This window comes from Rhizobium sp. SG741 (genome assembly GCF_012275435.1).
Classification (GTDB): domain Bacteria; phylum Pseudomonadota; class Alphaproteobacteria; order Rhizobiales; family Rhizobiaceae; genus Rhizobium; species Rhizobium lusitanum.
The window spans coordinates 46047-65925 of record NZ_JAAZQP010000006.1; the positions used below are offsets into that span (position 1 = coordinate 46047).

The window sequence follows — 19879 nt, forward strand, 5'->3', positions numbered from 1 at the left end:
CTGTTTCAGACGTCAACTTCCGTCCCTTGCCGCAGGGACGGTCAAGTTTCGGATACCATATTATGGCCTACCAAGATTATGCAATGGCGAGATGGAGTCAATGCAACTGGATAGACCGTTGCGAACAACCCCTACTCCAATGTCACCGACAAGGATATCAGGAACTTTTTCGCGACGGGCGGGGCGCGGAAGTCTGATTGGGAATATGAGTGGGGAGCTGATCCAGGCTCGACAAATTCCACTCCGCAGTCTTCCGACCACGGAGTTCTGCCCTTTTCTGCCAGGCATCAGTACGCAGCAACGGCGCCTCGGAACTGCAGGTCAGTTCAATCTGGCGAGCGGCCTGCCATCGGTATCGAAGAGGTGGCAAGCGGCAGGTTCCATGTCGAGAGACAGAGCTGTGTGCAGCGGAGTCGTATCCGTACCTTCCGTCTGCACGACAAGCGACTGGTTCGATCCGATATCCACATGCAGGATCGTGAGGCCGCCCAGCCGCTCCGCCAGCATTGCTTGGCCGGGGAAGCGTCCATTCGGGTCGATGCGGATATGTTCAGGGCGGATGCCAAGTGTCAGGTTGGCTCCTACCGTTCCGCCGAAGGCCGGCACAGTGATCCTGTGTCCGCCCGGCAGCGCGACGGATATGCCTTGAGGTCCGGTCGATTCGACCACAGCCGGAAGAAGGTTCATCTTCGGCGAGCCGATGAAGCCGGCCACGAAGATATTTGCCGGTCGGTTGTAAAGCTCAAGCGGCGAACCGACCTGCTCGATGCGACCGGAGTTCAGGACCACGATCTTGTCGGCCATGGTCATCGCCTCGATCTGATCGTGGGTAACGTAGATCATCGTTGCCGCCAGCCGCTCATGCAGCCGCATCAGCTCCAGCCGCATGTTGACGCGCAAAGCGGCATCGAGATTGGACAAGGGTTCGTCGAAGAGGAAGATCTTCGGATTGCGTACGATCGCCCGGCCGATGGCCACACGTTGCCGCTGACCGCCCGACAGGTCCTTCGGCCGACGGTCGAGCAGATGCGCGAGCTCAAGAACCTCGGCAGCTTCCCTGACCTTGCGATCACGGTCGGCCGGGGAAACGCCTGCGATCTTCAGCGCAAAACCCATGTTCTCGGCGACCGTCATGTGCGGATAGAGCGCATAGGACTGGAAGACCATCGCCAGGCCGCGTTGCGACGGGTCCACGTCGTTGGCGCGAGTGCCATCGATCATCAAATCACCGCCGGTGATCTTCTCCAGACCGGCGATCATACGCAAGAGCGTGGACTTGCCGCAGCCGGACGGGCCGACAAAGACCACGAATTCACGGTCGTCCACATCCAGGTCGATGCCCTTGATGACTTCGAGCGCGCCATAGGTCTTGCGGGCGTCACGCAGCTTGAGATTAGCCATTGCTGGCCTCCTTTCTTTCGATGGATGGACTGGCGCCAATGTCTGTCTCCTGCCCGAGGATGAGGCTGGCCGCGCCGATCAGGCCGGCGTGACGCCCGAGCTGGGCGGCAACAATGGGGACCCCGCGATAAGCCGGCATGGCGCGTTCGCGAACGGTCGCCACCACAACTTCCTGCAGAAGATCGAAGCCATGCGAGATACCGCCACCCATTACCAATATGTCTGGCGAATAGAGATGCAGCAGATTGGTAAAGCCGATGCCGAGCCAGCGCGCTTCCGCATCCAGCAATTCCATCGCCAGCACATCGCCCTTTCGTGCAGCCTCAACGACATGCCGCCCGCTGACGTCGCCATCGCTGGCAATCGCACGCATCAGCGAGCCGTCGAATTTCCGGGTCCGTGCCGTTGCATGACGCCCCAAAGCCGTTCCCGAGGCAACGGCCTCGAAACAACCGATCGCGCCACAAAAGCACCGCTCCCCTTCATTCGTGATGGTCATATGCCCGATCTCGGCCGCCAGGCCGCGCCGGCCGTGCAAAGTCCGGCCGTTGGCGATCACGCCGCCGCCGATACCCGTGGAGACCGTCACGAAAACCATCGAATCCGCGCCGCGACCCGCTCCGTAGTGCCATTCGCCGAGGGCTGCCGCATTCGCGTCGTTCTCCAGCCGGACCGGCAGTTCGAAGCGATCGGAGAGAATGGTCGCCAGCGGCACCTCATGCCAGCCGATAAGCGTCGGCGGCCCGATGACGATACCGGCCTCGGGGTCGAGCGGTCCCGGTGCGCCGACACCTATGCCGATGGGAGAAAGGTCGGGCGTTTGCGCCAGCACCTCGGCTGCGAGCTGTTCCATCTGCCGCGTCACCGCCGCAGGTCCATCGGCGGCCGCCGTCGGCATGGCCGAGAAGGCCAGAAGGCTTCCTGCCTCGTCGACGAGTGCGGCGCGAAGCTCCGTTCCGCCGAGATCAAAGGCGAGGGCAACCTTGTTCACGCAACCCCGCTTTCCAAGCCATGGAGCCAGGCGATGCGGCCGGCTAGATCCTTGTCGCCGAAGGCGAGCGAACCGAGAACAACCGTCTGCGCGCCGGCCTTGCGCAGGAGCGGCACAGTCTGCTCGCGGATGCCGCCATCGGCCGCAAGGATGATCTGGTCCTCACGACCGGATTGCTTGAGCAAGTCACGCGCTTCCAAGAGCCGGTCGCATGCCCTATCGGAAAGGCTCTGCCCCTTGACGCCGATGGATGTGCCAAGCAGCGTCACGAAGGCAACATGATCGATGAACGGCTTGATCGCCGAAACCGGCGTTTCCAGCCGCAGCACCACCCCTGCTTCGGCGCCAAGCTTTCTTGCGAGCCCTACAGCACGCAACCCCGCCTCGCCATTCTCGGCGTGGACGCTGATCAGATCGGCTCCCGCCTCGATGAATTGGCGCGTCTGTTCCTCGACGATTTCACCTTCGACCATCAGATGCACATGGATGGGCTTGGCGGTCGCTTTGGCGATGCGGGCGACGAAATCCGGAAAGAACAGGAAGCCCGGGGTAAAGCGGGCGTCGGCGACATCGATATGGTGCAGGTCGACAAGGGGCTCGATCCGCTTCAGATCGGTTTCCATATTGGCAAGATCCGCCGACCAGAGCGAGAACTCGCCGAGCAATCGGTTACGGGGCAGTGCGGCGATGGCAGCCGAGCCGGAAAGAGGTTTGGATGTCATGATCGAAAGAGGCTCCGGATTGAACTGGATGCAAGGAAATCGGTGATGGCGCCTTGGATTTCGGCGAAATGCCGCGCCTTGTCGGCGGTCTTGGCAGTGACTTCGATGTAGCGTGCGCCAGGAACGGTTTCGGCAAGCGTGAGGGCGCAGGAGAGCGGATGGATCGCATCCTGTTCGTTTCCGATGACCAGCGTCGGAACTTTGATGGCTGCCGTGTCGGCCTTCGATACGCCAGGCCCATCGGCGGCGATGTCGCCAAGGACGGATGCGAAATCGAAGGCGTCCGGCCGCTCGAAATAGCCGAGCAGCGAAGAGAAATTGTCGGGCGCCTCGGACGCGATCCGACGCCCGATTTCCGAGGCGATAAAGCGTTCCCTGGCTTCCGCAACCGGATGTGAACGGATCAGGGCCGCAACGGCGCGACCAGGCTCGAGATTGTCCGGTGATGCCTCGAATATCCAGGCGGGACGCACGAGAACGAGTCCCGCGACACGGTCGGGGTGATGATGGGCAAGATGCAGCGCAATGGCCGCTCCCATCGAAATGCCGCCGACAACGAAACGGTCAAAGCCGTATTCGGTGGCCGCTGCCAACACGTCCTCGGCGAACATATGGATCGAAAAAGGTCGCGCGCTGCCAAGCGACGAGGCGCCATGCCCGCGGCACTCCAGCGTCAGTCGATGGATATCCGCGGAGGTTGGAACATTCTGTGCTACCTGTGCCTCGTCAGCGCCAAGACCGTGCTGAAAGACGACCGGAAGCCCCTGCCCTTCGCGATAGACGGCAAGGCTTGCATCGGCACGCATGAATGACGTCTTTCCCATCAGATCAGCCCCTTAAGGAACGCTGCAACGCCGCGGGCCTCGGGCGCCGAGAGGCCATGCGTGACGAGTGGGCCGTCGAAGCCCACGGCCCGCAGCCGTGCAATGAAATCAGGAAAATCGACGACGCCCTGCCCCGCGATTGCGAAGCGACCATCGACTTGACGATCCTTGGCATGCGCGAGAGCTATATGGCCCGCCGCGGTTTCGACCGCCTTCTCGACGATCACCCGCGCCTGCTCCGGCGTCGCCTGCTCGAACAGATTGGCGGGATCGAGCACGATGCGCAGCCGTCGCGATCCCATTTCCTCGATCAGCCGCCTGGCGTCCTCAGCCGACGTGACAATATTGGCTTGCTCCGGCTCGATGCCGAGATCCACACCATGCCGCTCCGCCAGTTCCAGAGCTTTCGACATTTCAGCCGCCATGTCGGCCCAGGCGGCGGGATCGCCGTTGTCGGGATGATGGGCCCATTGGTCGTTCGGGTCGCGCGTACCGGTGCAAAGCGTCACGAGCGGAATGGAGAGTGCCGCTGCCGTCTCGACGACGACGGCGAGTTGGGCCATGCCCGTTCGACGCACGGATATGTCCGGATGGGCCATGTTGTAGGTGCCGGAGAGAGCTGCAAGCGAGATCCCGGTGGCGCGCACTGCCGTTCGGATTTCCGCAAGCGTCGTCTCAGCGACGGCATCGGGCATCGAGGGCAGTCCGCAGCAGGCGAGATTGAACTGCACACATGCGTAGCCGCTGTCGCGCACGGCCGAGAGAACACCGAGCGGCTCGGTCCCCGGAAAGGTCTTGGCGAAGATCCCGATCTGCATCAGACCGCTCCCGTGACCAATGCAAGTTCGACGCGCTCGCCCAGTTCTACCGATCGGGCGATCGCCACCATCGCGCGGATCGAAGCCAGGCCGTCCTCGACGTCGGCCCCGCGCATCGGCGTACCATTCAACGCCGTATCAGCGAGGCCTTCGAGCTGCCGGCGGAAGAAATGGCCGTCGGCACCGAGCGGCTTCCTAGTGGTCGCATCCTTCTCATGGAAAATCTCGACCTCGCTCGAGCGGAAGTACCAAGGATTGAAGGTCTTGGCGAGGATCGAGCCGTTTTCACCATAGAGCTGGAAGCCCTCATGCCAATCCATGCGCACGGCAACGGTCAGATCCAGATGGCCGAGCGCGCCACTGGCGAATTCGGTTTCCACGAACCAGCAGTAAGCACCGGCTCGTTCTAGAAGCCGAGCGCGCACTGCAACGATATCGCCGCAGAAGAAACGCGCGGTGTCGACCAGATGCGAGCCATGCGCCAGCATGAAATATTGCCGCAGGTCGGCCTTCGGATTACCGACCGGCTTGCGCGCAAGCTTGCTGGTGACAGGCAAGGGCTGCACCGCATCCGTATTGGTATAGCGATGGGTGGAATCGCAATACCAAGCCTTCATCGCAAAGATCTGGCCGATATCGTCGCGGACGAAATCACGCGCCGCCTCCAGCGCAGGATCGAAGCGCTTCATGTGCCCGACCTGCAGAATCCTGCCGGAGCAGCGCACGGCCTCGGCAAGTTGCAGGCCCTCCTCGATCGACACGCCAATGGGTTTCTCGCAGAGCACATGCTTTCCGGCTTCCAGCGCCTTGATGGACATCGGCACGTGATAGGCGTCGGATGTCGCGACGATCACGGCCTCGAGATCGGGATCGGCGAGCATTTCATCATAGTTGTCATACATCTTCTGCGGCTCGTAGGTCGCGCCCATGCGTGCCAGGAGATCGGGCGCCGCATCGCAGATCGCATAGAGATCGGCATTCCTGGCCTTCACGCAGGATTCCAGGTGCGCGAACTGGGCGATCGGCCCGCAGCCGAGCACTCCGACGCGAAGACGGCGATTTTCCTTTTCGATCATGGTTCTCTTCCTTATGCGCCGTAGCCGCGCATGGTTTCGCGGTTGGCTCTGACCGCGGCGGCAGGGTCGGCGGCTGCGGTTTCGGATTCTTCCTCCAACACCAGCCAGCCATTGAAACGCGGCGCTGTGGAGACGAGATCGATCACGGCAGGCGTGTCGAGAATACCCTTGCCGAGCATCGCCCATCGGTCATTGGCGTCGACGTCCTTGAGGTGCAGGTAGCGGATGCGATCCTGGTAGGCGCGCATCGTATCGAGCATGTCAGCATGTCCGCGCAGGATATGGCCGGTATCCGGCACCCAGCCGACCAGGCTCGGGTCGAGCAAGGCGAAGATGCGGTCATAATCGGCGCGGTCGAACAGCAGAGTATTGTGATGCGAACTCGGATGTACGGCGACATCGACGCCGCTGGCTTTGCCGAGTTCTCCGGCGCGATTGTAGAAGTCGCCGGCGATGGCGAACTTGTCATCGCGCGGGCCGTCTGAGACGACGGTGGCCGAGCCGATGGAGACGAGTGCGCCCGGAAAATGGGCGGCGTAGTCGATCCAGCGCCGCGCCGTCGCAAGATCGTCCTTAGTCGCATCGGCGACCGTGAAGCCGCTCTTCGAGCCGAAGGCGAAGGAAACGAGCGTCAAGCCGTGGCTTTTCAACGCGCTCGCGAAAGCATGGGGGTCTGCCGCGTAGCGGCCGATCATCGTATCGGTGATTTCGATGCCGAGATAACCGCCGGCGGATATGGCCGACAACAGATCGTCGGCCGTTCCTCGCCAGGCATCGCCGAGCATTTCCCACGTAAATGTCTGGCAGCCGACTTTTATGTCCTTGCTCATTCCCGCTATTCCTTGATTCCGCCTTGGGTCAGGCCTTCGATGATGTGTCGTTGGAAGAAGAGCACCAAGACAATGAGCGGCACGGTGACGACAGCCGATGCGGCGGCGATGTCTCCCCAGGGCACGTAATATTGATTGGTGAAATTGGCGATGCCGACCGGGATCGTCTGGCTGTCGCTATCCGAGGTGAAGGCCAGCGCGAAAAGGAACTCGTTCCAGGCGGTGATGAAAGCAAGCAGGCCTGTCGTGACCAGGCTCGGCAGCGACATCGGCAGGATGATATGCCAGAGCAGGCCGACCGGACCGACGCCGTCCATGCGGGCCGCCTCGTCGATCTCGCGCGGCAATGTCTCGAAGTAGCCGAACAGGACCCAGGTCACCAACGGCAGTCCGAGTGCGAGATAGGTGATGATCAACGCCGTATAGGTATCGAGCAACCCGAGATCGGACGCAATGAGATAGAGCGGGCCGACCAGCGCGATCTGCGGAAACATCGACACCGAAAGAATGACCGTGAGGATGCCGAAGCGCCCCCTCACATCGAGGCGCGACAGCGAAAAGGCGGCGAGCGAGCCGACGATCAGGCAGAGAGCCGTGGTCGACAACGCGACGATGAGCGAGTTCATCACATAGTGATGCAGGCCTTTTTCGATGAAGGCGTTATAGTAATGCTCCAGCGTGAACGGGTTCGGAATGAGCGAGGGCGTTCCCTCGGTCAGTGCCTTGTCGAGCTGGAACGAGGTTGAGAACTGCCAAAGGAACGGGCCGGCGGACCAGATGAGGATAAGCAGTGCGCCGAAGTAGATGACGAGGCTTTGAAAGACGGAGCGGCTTTCGTTCATGTCGTCTTCCTTATCTGCCGCACGAGGAAGATGCAGAAGACAACGGCGATCAGCCCCTCCGTGATGAACATGGCGGTCGAGACGGCCGAGCCATAGCCGAACTGAAGCGTCGAAAAGAGCACCTTGTAGGACAGCGTCGAAAGCGTCTCGGTGGAATCGGCCGGGCCTCCGCCCGTCAGCACATAGACCAGATCGAAGACACGGAACGCATCGAGCGCGCGAAAGAGGCCGGCAATCAGCAGCGTCGGCATCAAGAGCGGCAGCCGGATATGCCAGAAGATCGTCCAGGCTCGCGCGCCGTCCATGCGGGCGGCCTCGACCAGGGATTTCGGAACGGTTTGCAGCCCTGTCAGCAGCAGAAGCGCCATGAACGGCGTGGTTTTCCAGACGTCGGCAAGGATGATCGTCGTCAGGGCCGTATCGGGCGAGCCGTACCAGTTGACGTTCTGGTCGATCAGCCCCGCATGCAGCAGGATGAAATTGATGATGCCGTGCTGACCATCGAAGAGCCAGCCGAACATCTTCGATGTCACGACGGTCGGCATGGCCCAGGGCACGAGCATGGCGGCGCGGATCATGCCGCGGCCGGCGAAGGTCTCGCAAAGGATCAGCGCCATCGCAAGGCCGATGAACGTCTCAAGCCCGGTCGAGATCACGGTGAACCAGATGGTGTGCCACCAGGCATTCCAGAAAGGCGGATCGGCCAGCAATTGCACATAGTTGGCGATGCCGATGAAATCATTGTCCTGAGTGATCAGCGAGCGATTGGTGAAGGACAGATAGAGGCCGTTGAAGATCGGATAGAAGGATACCGATGCGAGCGAGATGAAAGCCGGTAACAGCAGCAGCCAGGGCCAGAGGGCGCTTGGCAGCGCCCTCGATTTGCCTGGGGTTCGCTCGGACGCGGGAACCGTCATCGTTACGGCCATTTCAGCCAACGATCTTGTTGATCTGGGTAGCCGCCGCCTGCAGTTCCGCCTTGACGTTGCCGCTGACCAGCGCCTTCGAGATGCTGGACTGCAATGCCAGCGTCACCTTGGCATATTGCGGCGTGATCGGCCGCGGTGTGGCGCCGGTGAAGACGCTCTGGAGGCTCGCCATGAACGGCTGCTCGGCCTTCAGCTTTGCATCCTGGAATATCGCCGGACGCGAGGGTGCAAGACCGAAATTAAGGGCCAGCCGGGTTTGGGTTTCCGGCGACGACATCCAGGTCAAGAATTCGATCGCCGCTTCCCGCTTCTTGGAATTGGCATTGATGCCCAGCTGGTAGCCGCCGAGGCACGCGGCACTCTTGCCGCCGGCAAAATGCGGCAGCGGAGCGACGGCAACCTTGTCGACGACATGCGAGGCCTTTGGATCCTGCGCGATCGGATAGACATAGGACCAGTTGCGCATGAACATCGCCTCGCCCGACGTAAACGGCTGGCGAGAAGGCTCCTCATCCCAGGACAGGACGTTCTGAGGGCTGACCTTCGTCTTGTTGATGGTGTCATAGAGGAACTGGATCGCTTCGACGGCAGCATCATCGCCGATGACCGAGGATTTACCGTCGGCGGAAAGGATGGAACCTCCGTTGGACGCGATGATTTCGACGGCGTCGCAGATCAGGACTTCCGCCTGTTTGCCCTGCCAGAGATAGCCGAACTTGGCGTCGCCGGCCTTCTGTGCCTCAGCCGCGATCGTTGCCATGTCGGCCCAGGTTTCCGGCACCTTGCCGCCATGCTTCTCCACCAGATCCTTGCGATAGTAGAACATGCCGGAATCGACGAACCACGGCAGCGCGGTGAGTTTGCCGCCATAGGTGCAGGCGGCGACCGTACCGGGGAAGTATTCGGCGCGCTTGTCCTTCGGGAAATATTCGTCGAGCGGCAAGGCCCAGCCCGCGGCCGCAAAGCCTGCGATCCAGATGACATCCTGGCTGAAGACATCAGGCGTCCCATTGCGGCGTGCCAGCTGCTGGACGAGCCCCTGATAGACTTCTGTCGACGAGCTTGGCGGCGGCAGCTCGATGAACTTGACGGTCACCCGGCTTTGCGACTCGTTGAAAGCCTTGACGAGATCGCCAAGCCCTTCCTTGCCGAAGAAGCTGGCACTGGCAAAGCTGATTTCCGTCCGGTCGGCGGCGCGCGCCGGGCGGATGCCAAAGCCGGACGCAACGCTAAGTGTCGCCGCGCCCGCCGCACCGAGCAGCAGCTGGCGGCGGTCGAGCATCATCGATTGGCTGATCATCTTGGAGTCAGCCGGCGTCTTCTTGAAACCTGTCATGTTTCCCTCCCAGGAAGACTGGCGACCTCCGTATCTCCGCGCCAGTATTCGCACATGTTTCATAAAAAATTGTCGCGCGTCAAGAAATAAGATGCTTTAAATCACATCTGGAATCGTCGTTCGGGTGCGTCGACGCGCCGCGAACGAATGAAGTGCATCAGGGAGGATTGAAAATATGACAGGAAATTCAAAGGAAAAGCTCGGCGTCGGAGTCATTGGCTGCGGCAATATCTCCATGACTTATCTGCGCAATGCGGCGCTGTTTGCCGGCGTCGAATTGCGCGCCTGCGCCGATATATCGGCCGATGCGGCCGCACTGCGCGCTCGTGAATATGGCATTCGCGCCTTGAGCGTCGACCAGCTGCTCGCCGATCCAGAGGTCGATCTGGTCCTGAACCTCACGGTTCCCGCCGTGCATTTCGACGTGACCATGTCGGCCCTTTCTGCCGGCAAGCATGTCTTCACCGAGAAGCCGCTCGCGACATCGGCGGCCGACGGCCGCCTCCTTGTGAAGGAAGCCAGGCGCCGCGGCTTGCGGCTGGGCTCGGCCCCCGACACATTCCTCGGCGCGGCGGGCCGTCGGGCACGGCGCTTGATGGAGGAAGGCGCGATCGGTCGTCCGGTCAGCGGTACGGCCTTCATGATGGGGCGCGGCATGGAGCACTGGCACCCCAATCCGCACTTCTACTACCAGCCGGGCGGCGGTCCTGTCTTCGACATGGGCCCCTACTATCTGACTATGATGGTGAACCTGCTCGGGCCGGTCGTGCGCGTCATGGCGATGGCGACGAAGGGCCAGGAAGAACGCCTCATCACCGCCGATGGCCCTTTCAAGAACACGAGCTTTAAGGTCGGCACACCGACCAATGTTCTCTCGCTGCTGGAATTCGCATCCGGCGCCACGGTCAATTTCGGCGCCTCGTGGGACGTCTTCCGCCACTCCAATCATCCGATCGAACTGCATGGCACCGAGGGGTCGCTGCGCCTGCCCGACCCCGACACGTTCGGCGGAACGGTATCCCTGTCCGAGCGTGGCGCCGATTGGCGTGATTTCGATAGTGACGGCGAGCTCTATGGCAAGAGGAATTGGCCATATGCGGCGCCGGATCGGGCAAATTACCGCATGCTTGGCGTTGCCGACCTCGCGCGCTCGCTTGAGGAGAACCGGCCGCCACGGGCATCCGGCGAGCTTGCGCTGCATGTACTCGAAATCATGGAGGCCATTCTGGCTTCAGGAGAAAGTGGACAATCCGTCAGGATTGCGGGCGATCTTACGCAGCCGCCATTGCTCGGCGAGGACGAAGCGCGCAGTCTTCTCGCCTGACGCCAGCCAGGGGACGCTGATATGACCAAACAGCCCGATGAAAACGCCCGACAGCTTCTCGATCTTGGCAAGAGATCGAAGCCTCGCGTATTCGAAGATGGTACGCCCGAACAAGCCCGCCTCGATTACAATGCCGGCTTCCTCTCGGTTCAAGGCGCCAAGGAGACCGTAACCTCGTTAGAGGACAGGCAGATCGACGGTCCGAACGGCCGGATCAATCTGCGCCTCTATCGTGGCATCGATACGCCATCGCGGGATGCCGCCGCCCTGCTCTATCTCCACGGCGGCGGCTGGATGCTTGGCAATCTCGATTCGCATGATGAGATTTGCCGATGGTTCGCCAATATCGCGCGGTGCGTCGTCATCTGCCCGGACTACCGTCTGGCGCCCGAACACAGGTTTCCAGTCGGCTTGGCGGACTGCGCGGCGACATTGACCTACATGGCTCGGAATGCGGCCGAACTCGGCATCGATCCCCTGCGCATAGCGGTCGCCGGAGATAGCGCCGGCGGCAATCTTGCGGCGGTTCTGGCGCTGATGGCGCGCTCTGGCGAAGTGCCGACGCTTGTGGCGCAGCTACTGATCTATCCCAATACCGATGCCGCACAGACGGCGGACAGCTATCGTCGCCATGGCGAAGGTTTTGGCCTGACGTTGTCAACGATGCGATGGTTTCGCGATCACTATGTCCGCAGCAGTGCGGATATCCTCGATTGGCGAGTTTCGCCGCTGCGCGCGGAAAGTCTGGCGGATGTCGCCCCCGCCTTCGTCCTCCTTGCGGAGTACGACATCCTTGCCGACGAGGGCCTCGCCTATGCCGAGCGTCTGCGAGAAGACGGTGTCCCCGTGGTACTTCGCCAATGGCCCGGGCAGATCCACGGCTTCGTCTCGATGGGCAAGTACATTCCCGTCGCACGCCAGGCGGTCGAGGAAGCGGTTGCGGCATGGCGCGGCTTCGAAGAGGTTTCCGATCAAACGAAGCCTTGAGGCAGCGTCAGGCCGATTGCCTCATGACCAGCGTGCCGTTCAGGCGGACCATGGGCGCGACCGCCTGAGCCGGCTCATCCGTATCGCCAAGAAGCGCCAGCAGCGAATCGACGCTGTTTGCCGTCATGGCGGCGAAATCCTGTGCCATCGTCGTCAGCGGCGGGCAGGTATAGCGGCTCAGCGGATGATCGTCATGCGCGGCTATCCGCAGATCATCGCCCTTCTTACGTCCGACTTTCAGCCCATGCGCGAAAGCGGCGGCCATGACGCCGAAGGCGAGACGATCGTTGGCGCACAGAATGGTCCGGCGCGGCAGGGTGTTCGCATTCAGGATGTCGTCCATCTGATGGTAACCGACATGCTCGAACTCCCAGGTGTAGGAGGCCGTCGTCTTGATCACCAACGGCTCATGGCCGGAGGCCTCCATCGTGGCGATGTAGCTCGCCAGTCTCTCCGGCGAGTTGTGATTGACATGAGGAATATCAAGATAGGCCGGCGCTTCGCCGGACCGGCAGAGATATTCGACGATCGTCGCGACGCTCTGCCTGTTGTCATTGCCGATGAAAGGCGTATTCCCCTCGATGTAGGTGTCGAAATAGACGATCGGCACATTTTGCGCCAACCTCTCGAACGCCCGCGGATGGGACGTCTGTCCGAGCGGCGCGGCCACGGCACCTGCGACCTTCAAGGAGAGCATCGTGTTGACGGCTTCCCTCTCCAGTTCCGGCAGACCATGCGAGGAAAACACGATCGGCCAATAGCCTTCGTCGCGCAGCCTCAACTCGAGACGATTGACCATCTCCGCATAGAATGGATCGGTCAACGCCGGAACGAGAATGCCGATATTGCGGGTTCTCTTCCGGTTGAGATTTCGTGCATAGATGTTCGGCTGATAGTTGGACGAACGGAGAGCAGCTTCGATCAGAGCACGCGTTACCGGCTTCACACTGGTCGGATCGTCGAAATATTTGGAAAGCGTGGGACGGGAGACGCCGCAGGACTTTGCGAAATCCTCCATTGTCTTATGCGTCATTTTTTCCATCGAATGCCGACCATCCTGCCTGAGCCGAACCGCTCGCTTTTCCCGTTATGCGTCCACCCGAAAGCAAGCGCAATCGACGACACAAATTCCGGTAAAGTTTTCCGGAACTTACGTCATGCAAAAATATTACGTGCGCAAATTTATTAATTGACGCACAAAAGTTCAAGTCTTAGAAACTTGGCCGGTTCAAAGGCTTCGCGCCGCCAAAATTGAAACCACCACGAAGTGAGTTCAGCCTGCATGAAAAAGCTCGTCAGTGCCGGAGAGATCGTCGTCGAAATCATGGCGGATCGGGTCGATCAAAGCCTTGCCGAGCCCGGACTGCTGCACGGTCCCTTTCCTTCCGGTGCGCCGGCGATCTTTATCGCCCAGGCTGCACGCCTTGGCCAGCCGGCTGGCCTGATCAGCGCGGTGGGCGATGACGATTTCGGCCATCTCAATATCGATCGATTGCGGGACTGGGGCGCGGATGTCTCCGCCATTGCCGTCCACAAGGGACAGGCGACGGGCACGGCCTTCGTTTCCTATCGGGCCGACGGTAGCCGCCACTTCGTCTTCAACATCAAGAACAGCGCGGCCGGATCGATCGAGATCGACGAAGCGGCCGTGGCACTTCTGGCCGGTGCCGATCATTTCCACGTCATGGGCTCCTCGCTATTTTCCGAGAGGGCGACGTCAGTCATTCTCTCGGGTATCGAAATGGTCAAGCGCAAGGGCGGCACGGTCTCCTTCGATCCAAACATCCGCAAGGAGATGATCGAGCTGCCCGGCATGCGCGAGGCGCTGACCAAGGTTCTGATGTTGACCGATATTTTCCTGCCGAGCGGCGAGGAACTGTTCATCTTCACCGATGCCGCCGACGAGGCTTCGGCGGTAACCGAAATGCTGGCGTGCGGCATTTCGGCGGTGATCGTCAAAAAAGGCTCTGCGGGTGCCGTCTATTACGACCGGCATCGTCAGGTCACGGCCCAGGGCTTTCCTGTCACAGAGGTTGATCCAACTGGTGCAGGTGATTGTTTTGGCGCGGGATTCGTCTCGCTCTGGCTCCGTGGCGCTCATCCCGAAGACGCTTTGCGCATAGCCTGCGCGTGTGGGGCGCTGGCCGTCACGCGCAAGGGGCCGATGGAAGGAATCGCAACGCTCGCCGAGGTGCAGGCATTCCTTGATGACGCAATCGGGAGGCCTTCGCCATGAATGCGACGCGACGGCTGGCAAGAATGCCGCAACGCCGCGCCGAGGGATTGACAACCGGTATCACCTCCGTCTGCTCTGCACACCCGCTTGTCATCGAGGCAGCGTTGACGCATGGCAAAGCCAGAAATGCCGATGTGCTCATCGAGGCGACCTGCAATCAGGTCAATCAGGATGGCGGCTACACCGGCATGACGCCTGCCGATTTCCGGACCTTCGTCGAGGCGATTGCCGCAAAGGTCGGGTTCGCTCCGGACAGGCTCATTCTGGGCGGCGATCATCTCGGTCCCAATCCATGGAAGCATTTGCGCGCCGATGAGGCGATGTCGAAGGCGAAGACAATGATCGACGCCTTTGCCGCTGCCGGCTTTACCAAGCTCCATCTCGATACCAGCATGGCCTGCGCCGACGATCCGCAGGCACTGCCCGATGCGACGATCGCGGCCAGGGCCGCGCAATTGGCCGAGGTATCGGAAGCCCGGGTCCGTCAATCCGGAACGCAGGCTCCAAGCTACATCGTCGGCACCGAAGTCCCTGTTCCCGGCGGCGCGGTCGAGGCGCTGGACCATATGCACATAACCACGCCGGACGATGCGCTCGCGACGGTGGAACTGCATCGCCAAGCCTTTGCTCAATTGGGTCTCGACGAGGCCTTTGCGCGGGCGATCGGCGTTGTCGTCCAGCCCGGTGTTGAATTCGGCAATGCCGAGGTGATTGGCTATCAGCGCCGGCCAGCCGCCAGCCTGGCCGCCACCTTGAACGACATGCCGCAATTCGTGTTCGAGGCGCATTCGACCGACTACCAGAGCGCCGAGGCGCTTCGAGATCTTGTCAGCGACGGCTTTGCGATCCTCAAAGTCGGCCCCTGGCTGACCTTCGCCCTTCGCGAAGCCCTGTATGGCTTGAACTCGATCGCCGAAGTGCTTGCTCCGCGCGCGATTGGCCAAACGCTGCCGGCAGCGATGGAACAGATCATGTTATCCTCACCCGAACACTGGCAAAAATACTATCCGGGCGATGCGCGCGAGCAGTTTATCCAGCGGCACTACTCTTTCAGCGACCGCATTCGTTATTACTGGGCTATGCCTGCTGCACAGGGGGCGGTGGATGAGCTGATGTCGGCCCTCGAAGGGCGCATCATCCCGCGCCCCTTGATAAGCCAATATCTCGGCCATCTGGAGCCCATGATTGCCGATGGATCGGTCATGCCGGAGGCGCGGGCTCTCGTGCTTGCCAACGTCGTCCGTGTGCTCGACATCTATGCCGGTGCGATCGACGGCGCGACCCGGCAATAGCGCAGCGTTGAACGGCTCATGCAAGCTTTCTCGAGATGAGAAGAGGCCCAGACGAGGCAATCTCCAGCGCCAGATGGTCATAGTTTTCGATGCTTGGATGCCGCGTGATGAGCGGCGCGCGGTGGGTCGCGCTGATCACGAGTACGGAAGCGCCGGCCGTTTCGGCGGCTTCGACGCCGGCGGGAGCGTCCTCGAAAACGAGACATTCCTCAATGGGTTGCGCCAATGTCTTCGCAGCCAGCAGAAAGCAATCAGGCGCCGGTTTGCCGTTCTGCACGTCCTCGCCGGCGATCAGCACCGGCGGCCAGGGAAGGCCGGCTGCCTCGAGGCGGACCCTGGCCAGTTCCCGTGGAGCGGAGGTGACGATCGCCCAGCGATCCCGAGGCAGGCTTTCCAGGAAATCAAGTGCACCCGTAATCGGCTCAACGCCGACCACATCGTCGATCTCAGCCTGTGTCAGAAACCTGACCTCCTCGGCCGGATCAATCCCCGACAGGCCGAGCCGGTTGATCGTTTCAATCGCCTTTCTGCCGTGAACGGTGGCCAACAGGCTTTCTGCATCGACACCTCGCCGCTCCGCCCACGCTGTCCAGACCCGCTCGGCAACCGCAATGGAGTTCAGGATGGTTCCATCCATATCGAACAGGAAGGCGCCGAAGGAGCGGCCGGAAAAAAGCGTCACGGCTGATCCTCGGTTTTCTGATTGGACGACAGTCGGTCAAGGATCGCCTGCGCGGTATTGGCATCGGTGACCAGCGCGTTGATCATCCCGGACCGCGCCGCTCCGATAATGCCGGGCGCCTTGCTCGGAGTGGCGGCAACGGCAATGCACAGGGGCACCTTTCGCAACTGTTCCGGCGAGGCCGCGATCATCCGTTCCTCGCCGTCCCAATGCAGGATCTCGCCGGCTTCGGTGACATAGTGGCGCAATACGTCGCCTGCGGCATGGCTCAGCGCCCTTTCTCCCGGCAGCGCTGCCGTCGCCTCGGATGGGTTCGACGCGTGCGTCAAACCGACGCCGACGATCGCCGCATCCAGCCTGTCCCAGAGCGACGTCACCTGCTGCACCGTGGGATCGGCGAGGAAAGCGTCCCTGAGTTCGGTGGAGGAGACATAGGGGGCATGCAGGAAATGCGGCATGCCGCCCATCTGGGCGGCCGCCTGACGCACGAATTCATTGATCTGGAAGTGTGCCGCTGCCTGCTGCATGCCGCCATTGAGGGCGACGGTAATAATTCCGGGCAATTGCGGCAAGCCGGCAAGCGTCACCTCCCGCACCGCCCTTCCCCAGCCGATGCCGAGCGTCGAGCCCGAGCGCAGCCCCGCCTGCTGCATGAGCGAGCCGACCGGAGCAGCAAGCGCGCTCAAGACGTTGGACGACGGCGTGTCGATCACCGCGGCCGTGCGCAATTTCAGACCATCGATCAGTGCGGCGCTCAGATCTTCCGACGGCGAATGATCGATTACCTCGATCCTGACGATCCCGACCGAGCGAGCCCGCTGCAGCAGCCGCGAGACCGTGGCCGTCGATAGGCCAAGCTTCTTGGCGATATCCACCTGCGACATGTCGGACTGGTAATGCAGCTTGGCGACGGTATGCAGCAAAGCACGATTTGCTGCAGCCTCCTGCGACTGAGATGAATTCAGGTTGAAATTCCTTTCTGCAATGTGTTACACATTTCCTGCTTGAGGAGTTATCGCTCAAAACAGCCGATTTCGCAACGCTTATGCGGCGGCACATGCGCACCCTCAATATCAGAGGTTTGGCCTCTCCTGGGAGTGGAGAAGTCAAACCGGCATCATTGCCGTTTCGCACGGCCGGAGGAAGGATCAGATGACGAGATTGACCACAGCGGAAATGCGCGGCTATCAGCAGATTTGTGGTAGCGATGGCGCCATGATGGTGATTGCCTGCGATCAACGCGGCGGCATGCGCAGCCTGTTGGCCAAGGACCCGGCGGAACAGGCCGCCATCTCCGACAAGGTATTGGGCGACACCAAGGCCGATATCGCCCGTTTCCTGGCAAGCAAGGCGTCCTGCGTTCTGGTCGACCCGATCTGCGCGGTGCCTGCACTGGTCGATGATCGGATCATCCAGCGCGATACCGCGCTCCTGATCGGCCTCGATGCCTCTGGTTGGGATACTTCGCCCGAAGGCTATCGTTTGTCGAAGCTGGTTCCCGGCATTTCCGCCCGCCGCGTGCGCCAGCTGGGTGCCACTGGCGGCAAGATCATGGTCTATCTCCGCTCGGATCGCGATGAGGCGAATGTCCGCAACATCGAGATTCTGCGCCAATGCATCGAGGATTTCGCGCGCGAGGATCTGCTGCTCGTCGTCGAGTTCCTCACTTACAAATTCGAAGATGAGGACGAAGCAGACTACAAGGCCAAGCTGCCCTCACTGATCGTCGGCGGCAGCCGGATCTGCCTGGATTGCGGCGCGAAGGTCTTGAAGATCCCCTATCCGGGCTCGACGGAAGCCTGCGCCGAGGTGACGCGCCTCGCGGGCGATGTCCCTTGGGCTGTCCTGTCCGCGGGCGTCGATCACGCAACTTTCCTCTCGCAGGTCGAGGATGCCATGCGCAACGGCGCCTCCGGCGTCATCGCCGGCCGCTCGCTCTGGAAGGACTGCATTTCCCTGGACCGCACGGTGACGAAGGATCGGCTTGAAACGGTTGCCGTACCGCGGCTTCGCGAAATTCAGGCTCTTATCGCCACACACTTCAAAGGCGCTGGCTCGAAGAGCGCCAATCAGGGGCAGCGCGCCAATGCCTGATATCGCCATCGGCGTGGACATTGGCGGCACGAATATTCGCGCCGCTCTCGTCTCCGATCGCGGCGAGATCCTCACGAAACTGTCGGAGCGGACACCGACCGATCCCCTTCAAGTCCTCGAACGCGTGATCGCCATGGCACGCCAGCTCGACCGACCGGACGTTGCTGGCATCGGTCTCGGCATCCCCGGCCGCGTCGATGTCGCCAACCGCGAGATCCTGTCGGGCGGCATCCTCAATCTTGCCGGTCTCAACTTTGCGGAGCGGATCGAGGCGGCTATCGGGAAGAGAGTGGTCGTTGAGAATGATTGCAGCATGGCGCTGATCGCCGAGATGCGCATTGGCGGCGCGAAAGGTTACAGAAACGTCGCCATGCTGACGATCGGAACGGGCATCGGCGGCGCTGTCGCCCATGCCGGCAGCATCTATCACGGCCACAGGGCGGCCGGACAGCTTGGCCATATCTGCGTTTCGCAGGATGGCCCGCCTTGCCCGTGCGGCAGACGCGGTTGTGTGGAGACGTTCAGTTCGGGAACCGCACTGCGCCGTCACATAGCCGAAGCCGGCCTGTCGGCCGCCACCGTCGGCGAGGTTTTCGATTTGGCCGCCGCAGGAAACGACGATGCCAGGCGTGTCTTGCACCAGTGGGCTGCACCGTTGCGCGCGGCCCTCGACAACATCGCAGCGACGATGGATCCGGAAGTCATCCTGCTCGGTGGTGGTCTCGGCTGCGACGCCGCGCGTGCGCTTGCCGACCTCCCGGCGGTCGCTCCATGGTTTTGCCCGGCAATATTGCCGGCCAAGCTCGCCGATGATGCAGGCGTCATCGGCGCCGGCCTGTCGATCTTCGGCAACGCCGGCGGGACGGCCGAAAAGCATGTCGTGCTGGTCAACGGCGTGCCGGCCTCGGGAAAGAGCCGGCTTGCCAAGGCGCTGTCCGAGCGCACCGGCTGGCCGATTCTCTCCCTCGACGGCATCAAGAATCCGTTCCTGCAGCATATCGGCCCCGTCGACCGCGACTTCAATCGCACCTTGGGAAAAGCGAGCTACCAGGCGATCTGGTCCTTCATTGCCGATGCGCCGGCCAGTTCGACATTTATCGTCGATGCCTGGTTCGGCTTTCAGCCGAAAGCACAGCTCGAGGCCTATATAGCGGATGCAAAGATCGCGCGGGTAGCCGAACTCTGGTGCAAGGTTCCCGGGACTGTTGCCGGCGAGCGCTATGCCAGCCGCCTGAAAGATCGATTGCCGGGCCATCCGGGCGCCGAATATGTACAGGAACTGATTGCGCTTGCCGATCGTGCCGAGCCCATGGGTTGCGGGGCCGTGATGACGATCGATCAGACGAAGGAGCTGGATATGGACGCTGTCGTGGCGTGGGTTTCGCAGGTGTTCGGCGGCAGCTAATGCGGCCGCCGTCTAGGCGGCCGGTACAGGGTTAGAACAATGTTTGACTGCCGCTCGACGCGATGTCTGCGGCAGATCGTAACGTTGCGG

General features: G+C 61.6%; 19 protein-coding genes. 6 read left to right on the forward strand and 13 right to left on the reverse strand.

Annotation, left to right across the window (positions count from 1 at the left end):
- Nucleotides 1-321 precede the first annotated feature (321 nt).
- From ugpC to FHT29_RS16735, 10 genes are read right to left on the reverse strand one after another with little or no spacing between them, the layout of a single operon-like run.
- A complete protein-coding gene (gene ugpC, locus FHT29_RS16690; RefSeq protein WP_037200243.1) occupies nucleotides 322-1401 on the reverse strand; it encodes a sn-glycerol-3-phosphate ABC transporter ATP-binding protein UgpC in 1080 nt (359 codons plus the stop codon).
- The gene (locus tag FHT29_RS16695; protein ID WP_037200241.1) at nucleotides 1394-2392 is read right to left on the reverse strand and encodes an ROK family protein; all 999 of its coding nucleotides are present in this window, start codon (nucleotides 2390-2392) and stop codon (nucleotides 1394-1396) included. The genes ugpC and FHT29_RS16695 overlap by 8 nt, the downstream gene beginning before the upstream one ends.
- Nucleotides 2389-3114 carry a ribulose-phosphate 3-epimerase gene (locus FHT29_RS16700; RefSeq protein ID WP_047561608.1) on the reverse strand — a complete coding sequence of 242 codons (726 nt, stop codon included), beginning with the start codon at nucleotides 3112-3114 and terminating at the stop codon, nucleotides 2389-2391. Before FHT29_RS16700 ends, FHT29_RS16695 begins: the two co-directional genes overlap by 4 nt.
- Nucleotides 3111-3938: an alpha/beta hydrolase gene (locus FHT29_RS16705; RefSeq protein ID WP_047561606.1), complete on the reverse strand. Its 828-nt coding sequence runs from the start codon at nucleotides 3936-3938 to the stop codon at nucleotides 3111-3113. The genes FHT29_RS16700 and FHT29_RS16705 overlap by 4 nt, the downstream gene beginning before the upstream one ends.
- The gene (locus tag FHT29_RS16710) at nucleotides 3938-4756 is read right to left on the reverse strand and encodes a sugar phosphate isomerase/epimerase (RefSeq protein ID WP_047561604.1); all 819 of its coding nucleotides are present in this window, start codon (nucleotides 4754-4756) and stop codon (nucleotides 3938-3940) included. Before FHT29_RS16710 ends, FHT29_RS16705 begins: the two co-directional genes overlap by 1 nt.
- A complete protein-coding gene (locus tag FHT29_RS16715; protein WP_168599880.1) occupies nucleotides 4756-5832 on the reverse strand; it encodes a Gfo/Idh/MocA family oxidoreductase in 1077 nt (358 codons plus the stop codon). The genes FHT29_RS16710 and FHT29_RS16715 overlap by 1 nt, the downstream gene beginning before the upstream one ends.
- 11 nt (nucleotides 5833-5843) lie before the next feature.
- On the reverse strand, nucleotides 5844-6662 hold the full coding sequence (locus FHT29_RS16720; RefSeq protein ID WP_047640501.1) for a sugar phosphate isomerase/epimerase: 819 nt from the start codon (nucleotides 6660-6662) through the stop codon (nucleotides 5844-5846).
- A gap of 5 nt (nucleotides 6663-6667) precedes the next feature.
- Nucleotides 6668-7504 carry a carbohydrate ABC transporter permease gene (locus tag FHT29_RS16725; protein WP_047640502.1) on the reverse strand — a complete coding sequence of 279 codons (837 nt, stop codon included), beginning with the start codon at nucleotides 7502-7504 and terminating at the stop codon, nucleotides 6668-6670.
- Nucleotides 7501-8421 (reverse strand): sugar ABC transporter permease, encoded by a 921-nt coding sequence (locus tag FHT29_RS16730; protein WP_234903949.1) that lies wholly within the window; start codon nucleotides 8419-8421, stop codon nucleotides 7501-7503. Before FHT29_RS16730 ends, FHT29_RS16725 begins: the two co-directional genes overlap by 4 nt.
- A gap of 13 nt (nucleotides 8422-8434) precedes the next feature.
- Nucleotides 8435-9769, reverse strand: a complete 1335-nt coding sequence (locus FHT29_RS16735) for an ABC transporter substrate-binding protein (RefSeq protein ID WP_168599881.1) — start codon at nucleotides 9767-9769, stop codon at nucleotides 8435-8437.
- Nucleotides 9770-9944: 175 nt separating this feature from the next.
- Here FHT29_RS16735 and FHT29_RS16740 point away from each other — a divergent pair, with 175 nt between their 5' ends.
- Both FHT29_RS16740 and FHT29_RS16745 read left to right on the forward strand, forming a co-directional pair.
- Nucleotides 9945-11093, forward strand: a complete 1149-nt coding sequence (locus tag FHT29_RS16740; protein WP_047640504.1) for a Gfo/Idh/MocA family oxidoreductase — start codon at nucleotides 9945-9947, stop codon at nucleotides 11091-11093.
- A gap of 21 nt (nucleotides 11094-11114) precedes the next feature.
- Nucleotides 11115-12080, forward strand: a complete 966-nt coding sequence (locus FHT29_RS16745; protein WP_168597716.1) for an alpha/beta hydrolase — start codon at nucleotides 11115-11117, stop codon at nucleotides 12078-12080.
- A 7-nt stretch (nucleotides 12081-12087) separates the two neighbouring features.
- Here FHT29_RS16745 and FHT29_RS16750 read toward each other — a convergent pair whose 3' ends face one another.
- Nucleotides 12088-13122: a LacI family DNA-binding transcriptional regulator gene (locus tag FHT29_RS16750; RefSeq protein ID WP_168597717.1), complete on the reverse strand. Its 1035-nt coding sequence runs from the start codon at nucleotides 13120-13122 to the stop codon at nucleotides 12088-12090.
- Nucleotides 13123-13362: 240 nt separating this feature from the next.
- Here FHT29_RS16750 and FHT29_RS16755 point away from each other — a divergent pair, with 240 nt between their 5' ends.
- The gene (locus FHT29_RS16755) at nucleotides 13363-14316 is read left to right on the forward strand and encodes a sugar kinase (RefSeq protein WP_168597718.1); all 954 of its coding nucleotides are present in this window, start codon (nucleotides 13363-13365) and stop codon (nucleotides 14314-14316) included.
- On the forward strand, nucleotides 14313-15608 hold the full coding sequence (locus tag FHT29_RS16760; protein WP_168599882.1) for a D-tagatose-bisphosphate aldolase, class II, non-catalytic subunit: 1296 nt from the start codon (nucleotides 14313-14315) through the stop codon (nucleotides 15606-15608). The genes FHT29_RS16755 and FHT29_RS16760 overlap by 4 nt, the downstream gene beginning before the upstream one ends.
- Nucleotides 15609-15624: 16 nt before the next feature.
- On the opposite strand, the gene FHT29_RS16765 is transcribed toward FHT29_RS16760, so the two are convergent.
- Together FHT29_RS16765 and FHT29_RS16770 are read right to left on the reverse strand one after the other, a co-directional pair.
- A complete protein-coding gene (locus tag FHT29_RS16765) occupies nucleotides 15625-16290 on the reverse strand; it encodes an HAD-IA family hydrolase (RefSeq protein ID WP_348644866.1) in 666 nt (221 codons plus the stop codon).
- Nucleotides 16287-17213, reverse strand: coding sequence for a sugar-binding domain-containing protein (locus FHT29_RS16770; protein WP_210255479.1), 927 nt, complete (start codon nucleotides 17211-17213; stop codon nucleotides 16287-16289). The genes FHT29_RS16765 and FHT29_RS16770 overlap by 4 nt, the downstream gene beginning before the upstream one ends.
- A 229-nt stretch (nucleotides 17214-17442) precedes the next feature.
- Between FHT29_RS16770 and FHT29_RS16775 the strand changes: the two genes are divergently transcribed.
- Nucleotides 17443-18384 carry a tagatose-bisphosphate aldolase gene (locus FHT29_RS16775; RefSeq protein ID WP_037200221.1) on the forward strand — a complete coding sequence of 314 codons (942 nt, stop codon included), beginning with the start codon at nucleotides 17443-17445 and terminating at the stop codon, nucleotides 18382-18384.
- On the forward strand, nucleotides 18377-19789 hold the full coding sequence (locus tag FHT29_RS16780) for an ROK family protein (RefSeq protein WP_047561582.1): 1413 nt from the start codon (nucleotides 18377-18379) through the stop codon (nucleotides 19787-19789). The genes FHT29_RS16775 and FHT29_RS16780 overlap by 8 nt, the downstream gene beginning before the upstream one ends.
- Nucleotides 19790-19879 lie beyond the last annotated feature (90 nt).

Excerpts from the sequence above, each read along its gene's own strand:
- FHT29_RS16730 (WP_234903949.1), bottom strand. The coding sequence starts at position 8,421 with ATGACGGTTCCCGCGTCCGAGCGAACCCCAGGCAAATCGAGGGCGCTG.
- FHT29_RS16705 (WP_047561606.1), bottom strand. The coding sequence starts at position 3,938 with ATGGGAAAGACGTCATTCATGCGTGCCGATGCAAGCCTTGCCGTCTAT.
- FHT29_RS16710 (WP_047561604.1), bottom strand. The coding sequence starts at position 4,756 with ATGCAGATCGGGATCTTCGCCAAGACCTTTCCGGGGACCGAGCCGCTC.
- FHT29_RS16745 (WP_168597716.1), top strand. The coding sequence starts at position 11,115 with ATGACCAAACAGCCCGATGAAAACGCCCGACAGCTTCTCGATCTTGGC.
- FHT29_RS16700 (WP_047561608.1), bottom strand. The coding sequence starts at position 3,114 with ATGACATCCAAACCTCTTTCCGGCTCGGCTGCCATCGCCGCACTGCCC.
- FHT29_RS16755 (WP_168597718.1), top strand. The coding sequence starts at position 13,363 with ATGAAAAAGCTCGTCAGTGCCGGAGAGATCGTCGTCGAAATCATGGCG.
- FHT29_RS16760 (WP_168599882.1), top strand. The coding sequence starts at position 14,313 with ATGAATGCGACGCGACGGCTGGCAAGAATGCCGCAACGCCGCGCCGAG.
- FHT29_RS16750 (WP_168597717.1), bottom strand. The coding sequence starts at position 13,122 with ATGGAAAAAATGACGCATAAGACAATGGAGGATTTCGCAAAGTCCTGC.
- FHT29_RS16775 (WP_037200221.1), top strand. The coding sequence starts at position 17,443 with ATGACGAGATTGACCACAGCGGAAATGCGCGGCTATCAGCAGATTTGT.
- FHT29_RS16735 (WP_168599881.1), bottom strand. The coding sequence starts at position 9,769 with ATGACAGGTTTCAAGAAGACGCCGGCTGACTCCAAGATGATCAGCCAA.
- ugpC (WP_037200243.1), bottom strand. The coding sequence starts at position 1,401 with ATGGCTAATCTCAAGCTGCGTGACGCCCGCAAGACCTATGGCGCGCTC.
- FHT29_RS16720 (WP_047640501.1), bottom strand. The coding sequence starts at position 6,662 with ATGAGCAAGGACATAAAAGTCGGCTGCCAGACATTTACGTGGGAAATG.
- FHT29_RS16780 (WP_047561582.1), top strand. The coding sequence starts at position 18,377 with ATGCCTGATATCGCCATCGGCGTGGACATTGGCGGCACGAATATTCGC.
- FHT29_RS16725 (WP_047640502.1), bottom strand. The coding sequence starts at position 7,504 with ATGAACGAAAGCCGCTCCGTCTTTCAAAGCCTCGTCATCTACTTCGGC.
- FHT29_RS16715 (WP_168599880.1), bottom strand. The coding sequence starts at position 5,832 with ATGATCGAAAAGGAAAATCGCCGTCTTCGCGTCGGAGTGCTCGGCTGC.
- FHT29_RS16740 (WP_047640504.1), top strand. The coding sequence starts at position 9,945 with ATGACAGGAAATTCAAAGGAAAAGCTCGGCGTCGGAGTCATTGGCTGC.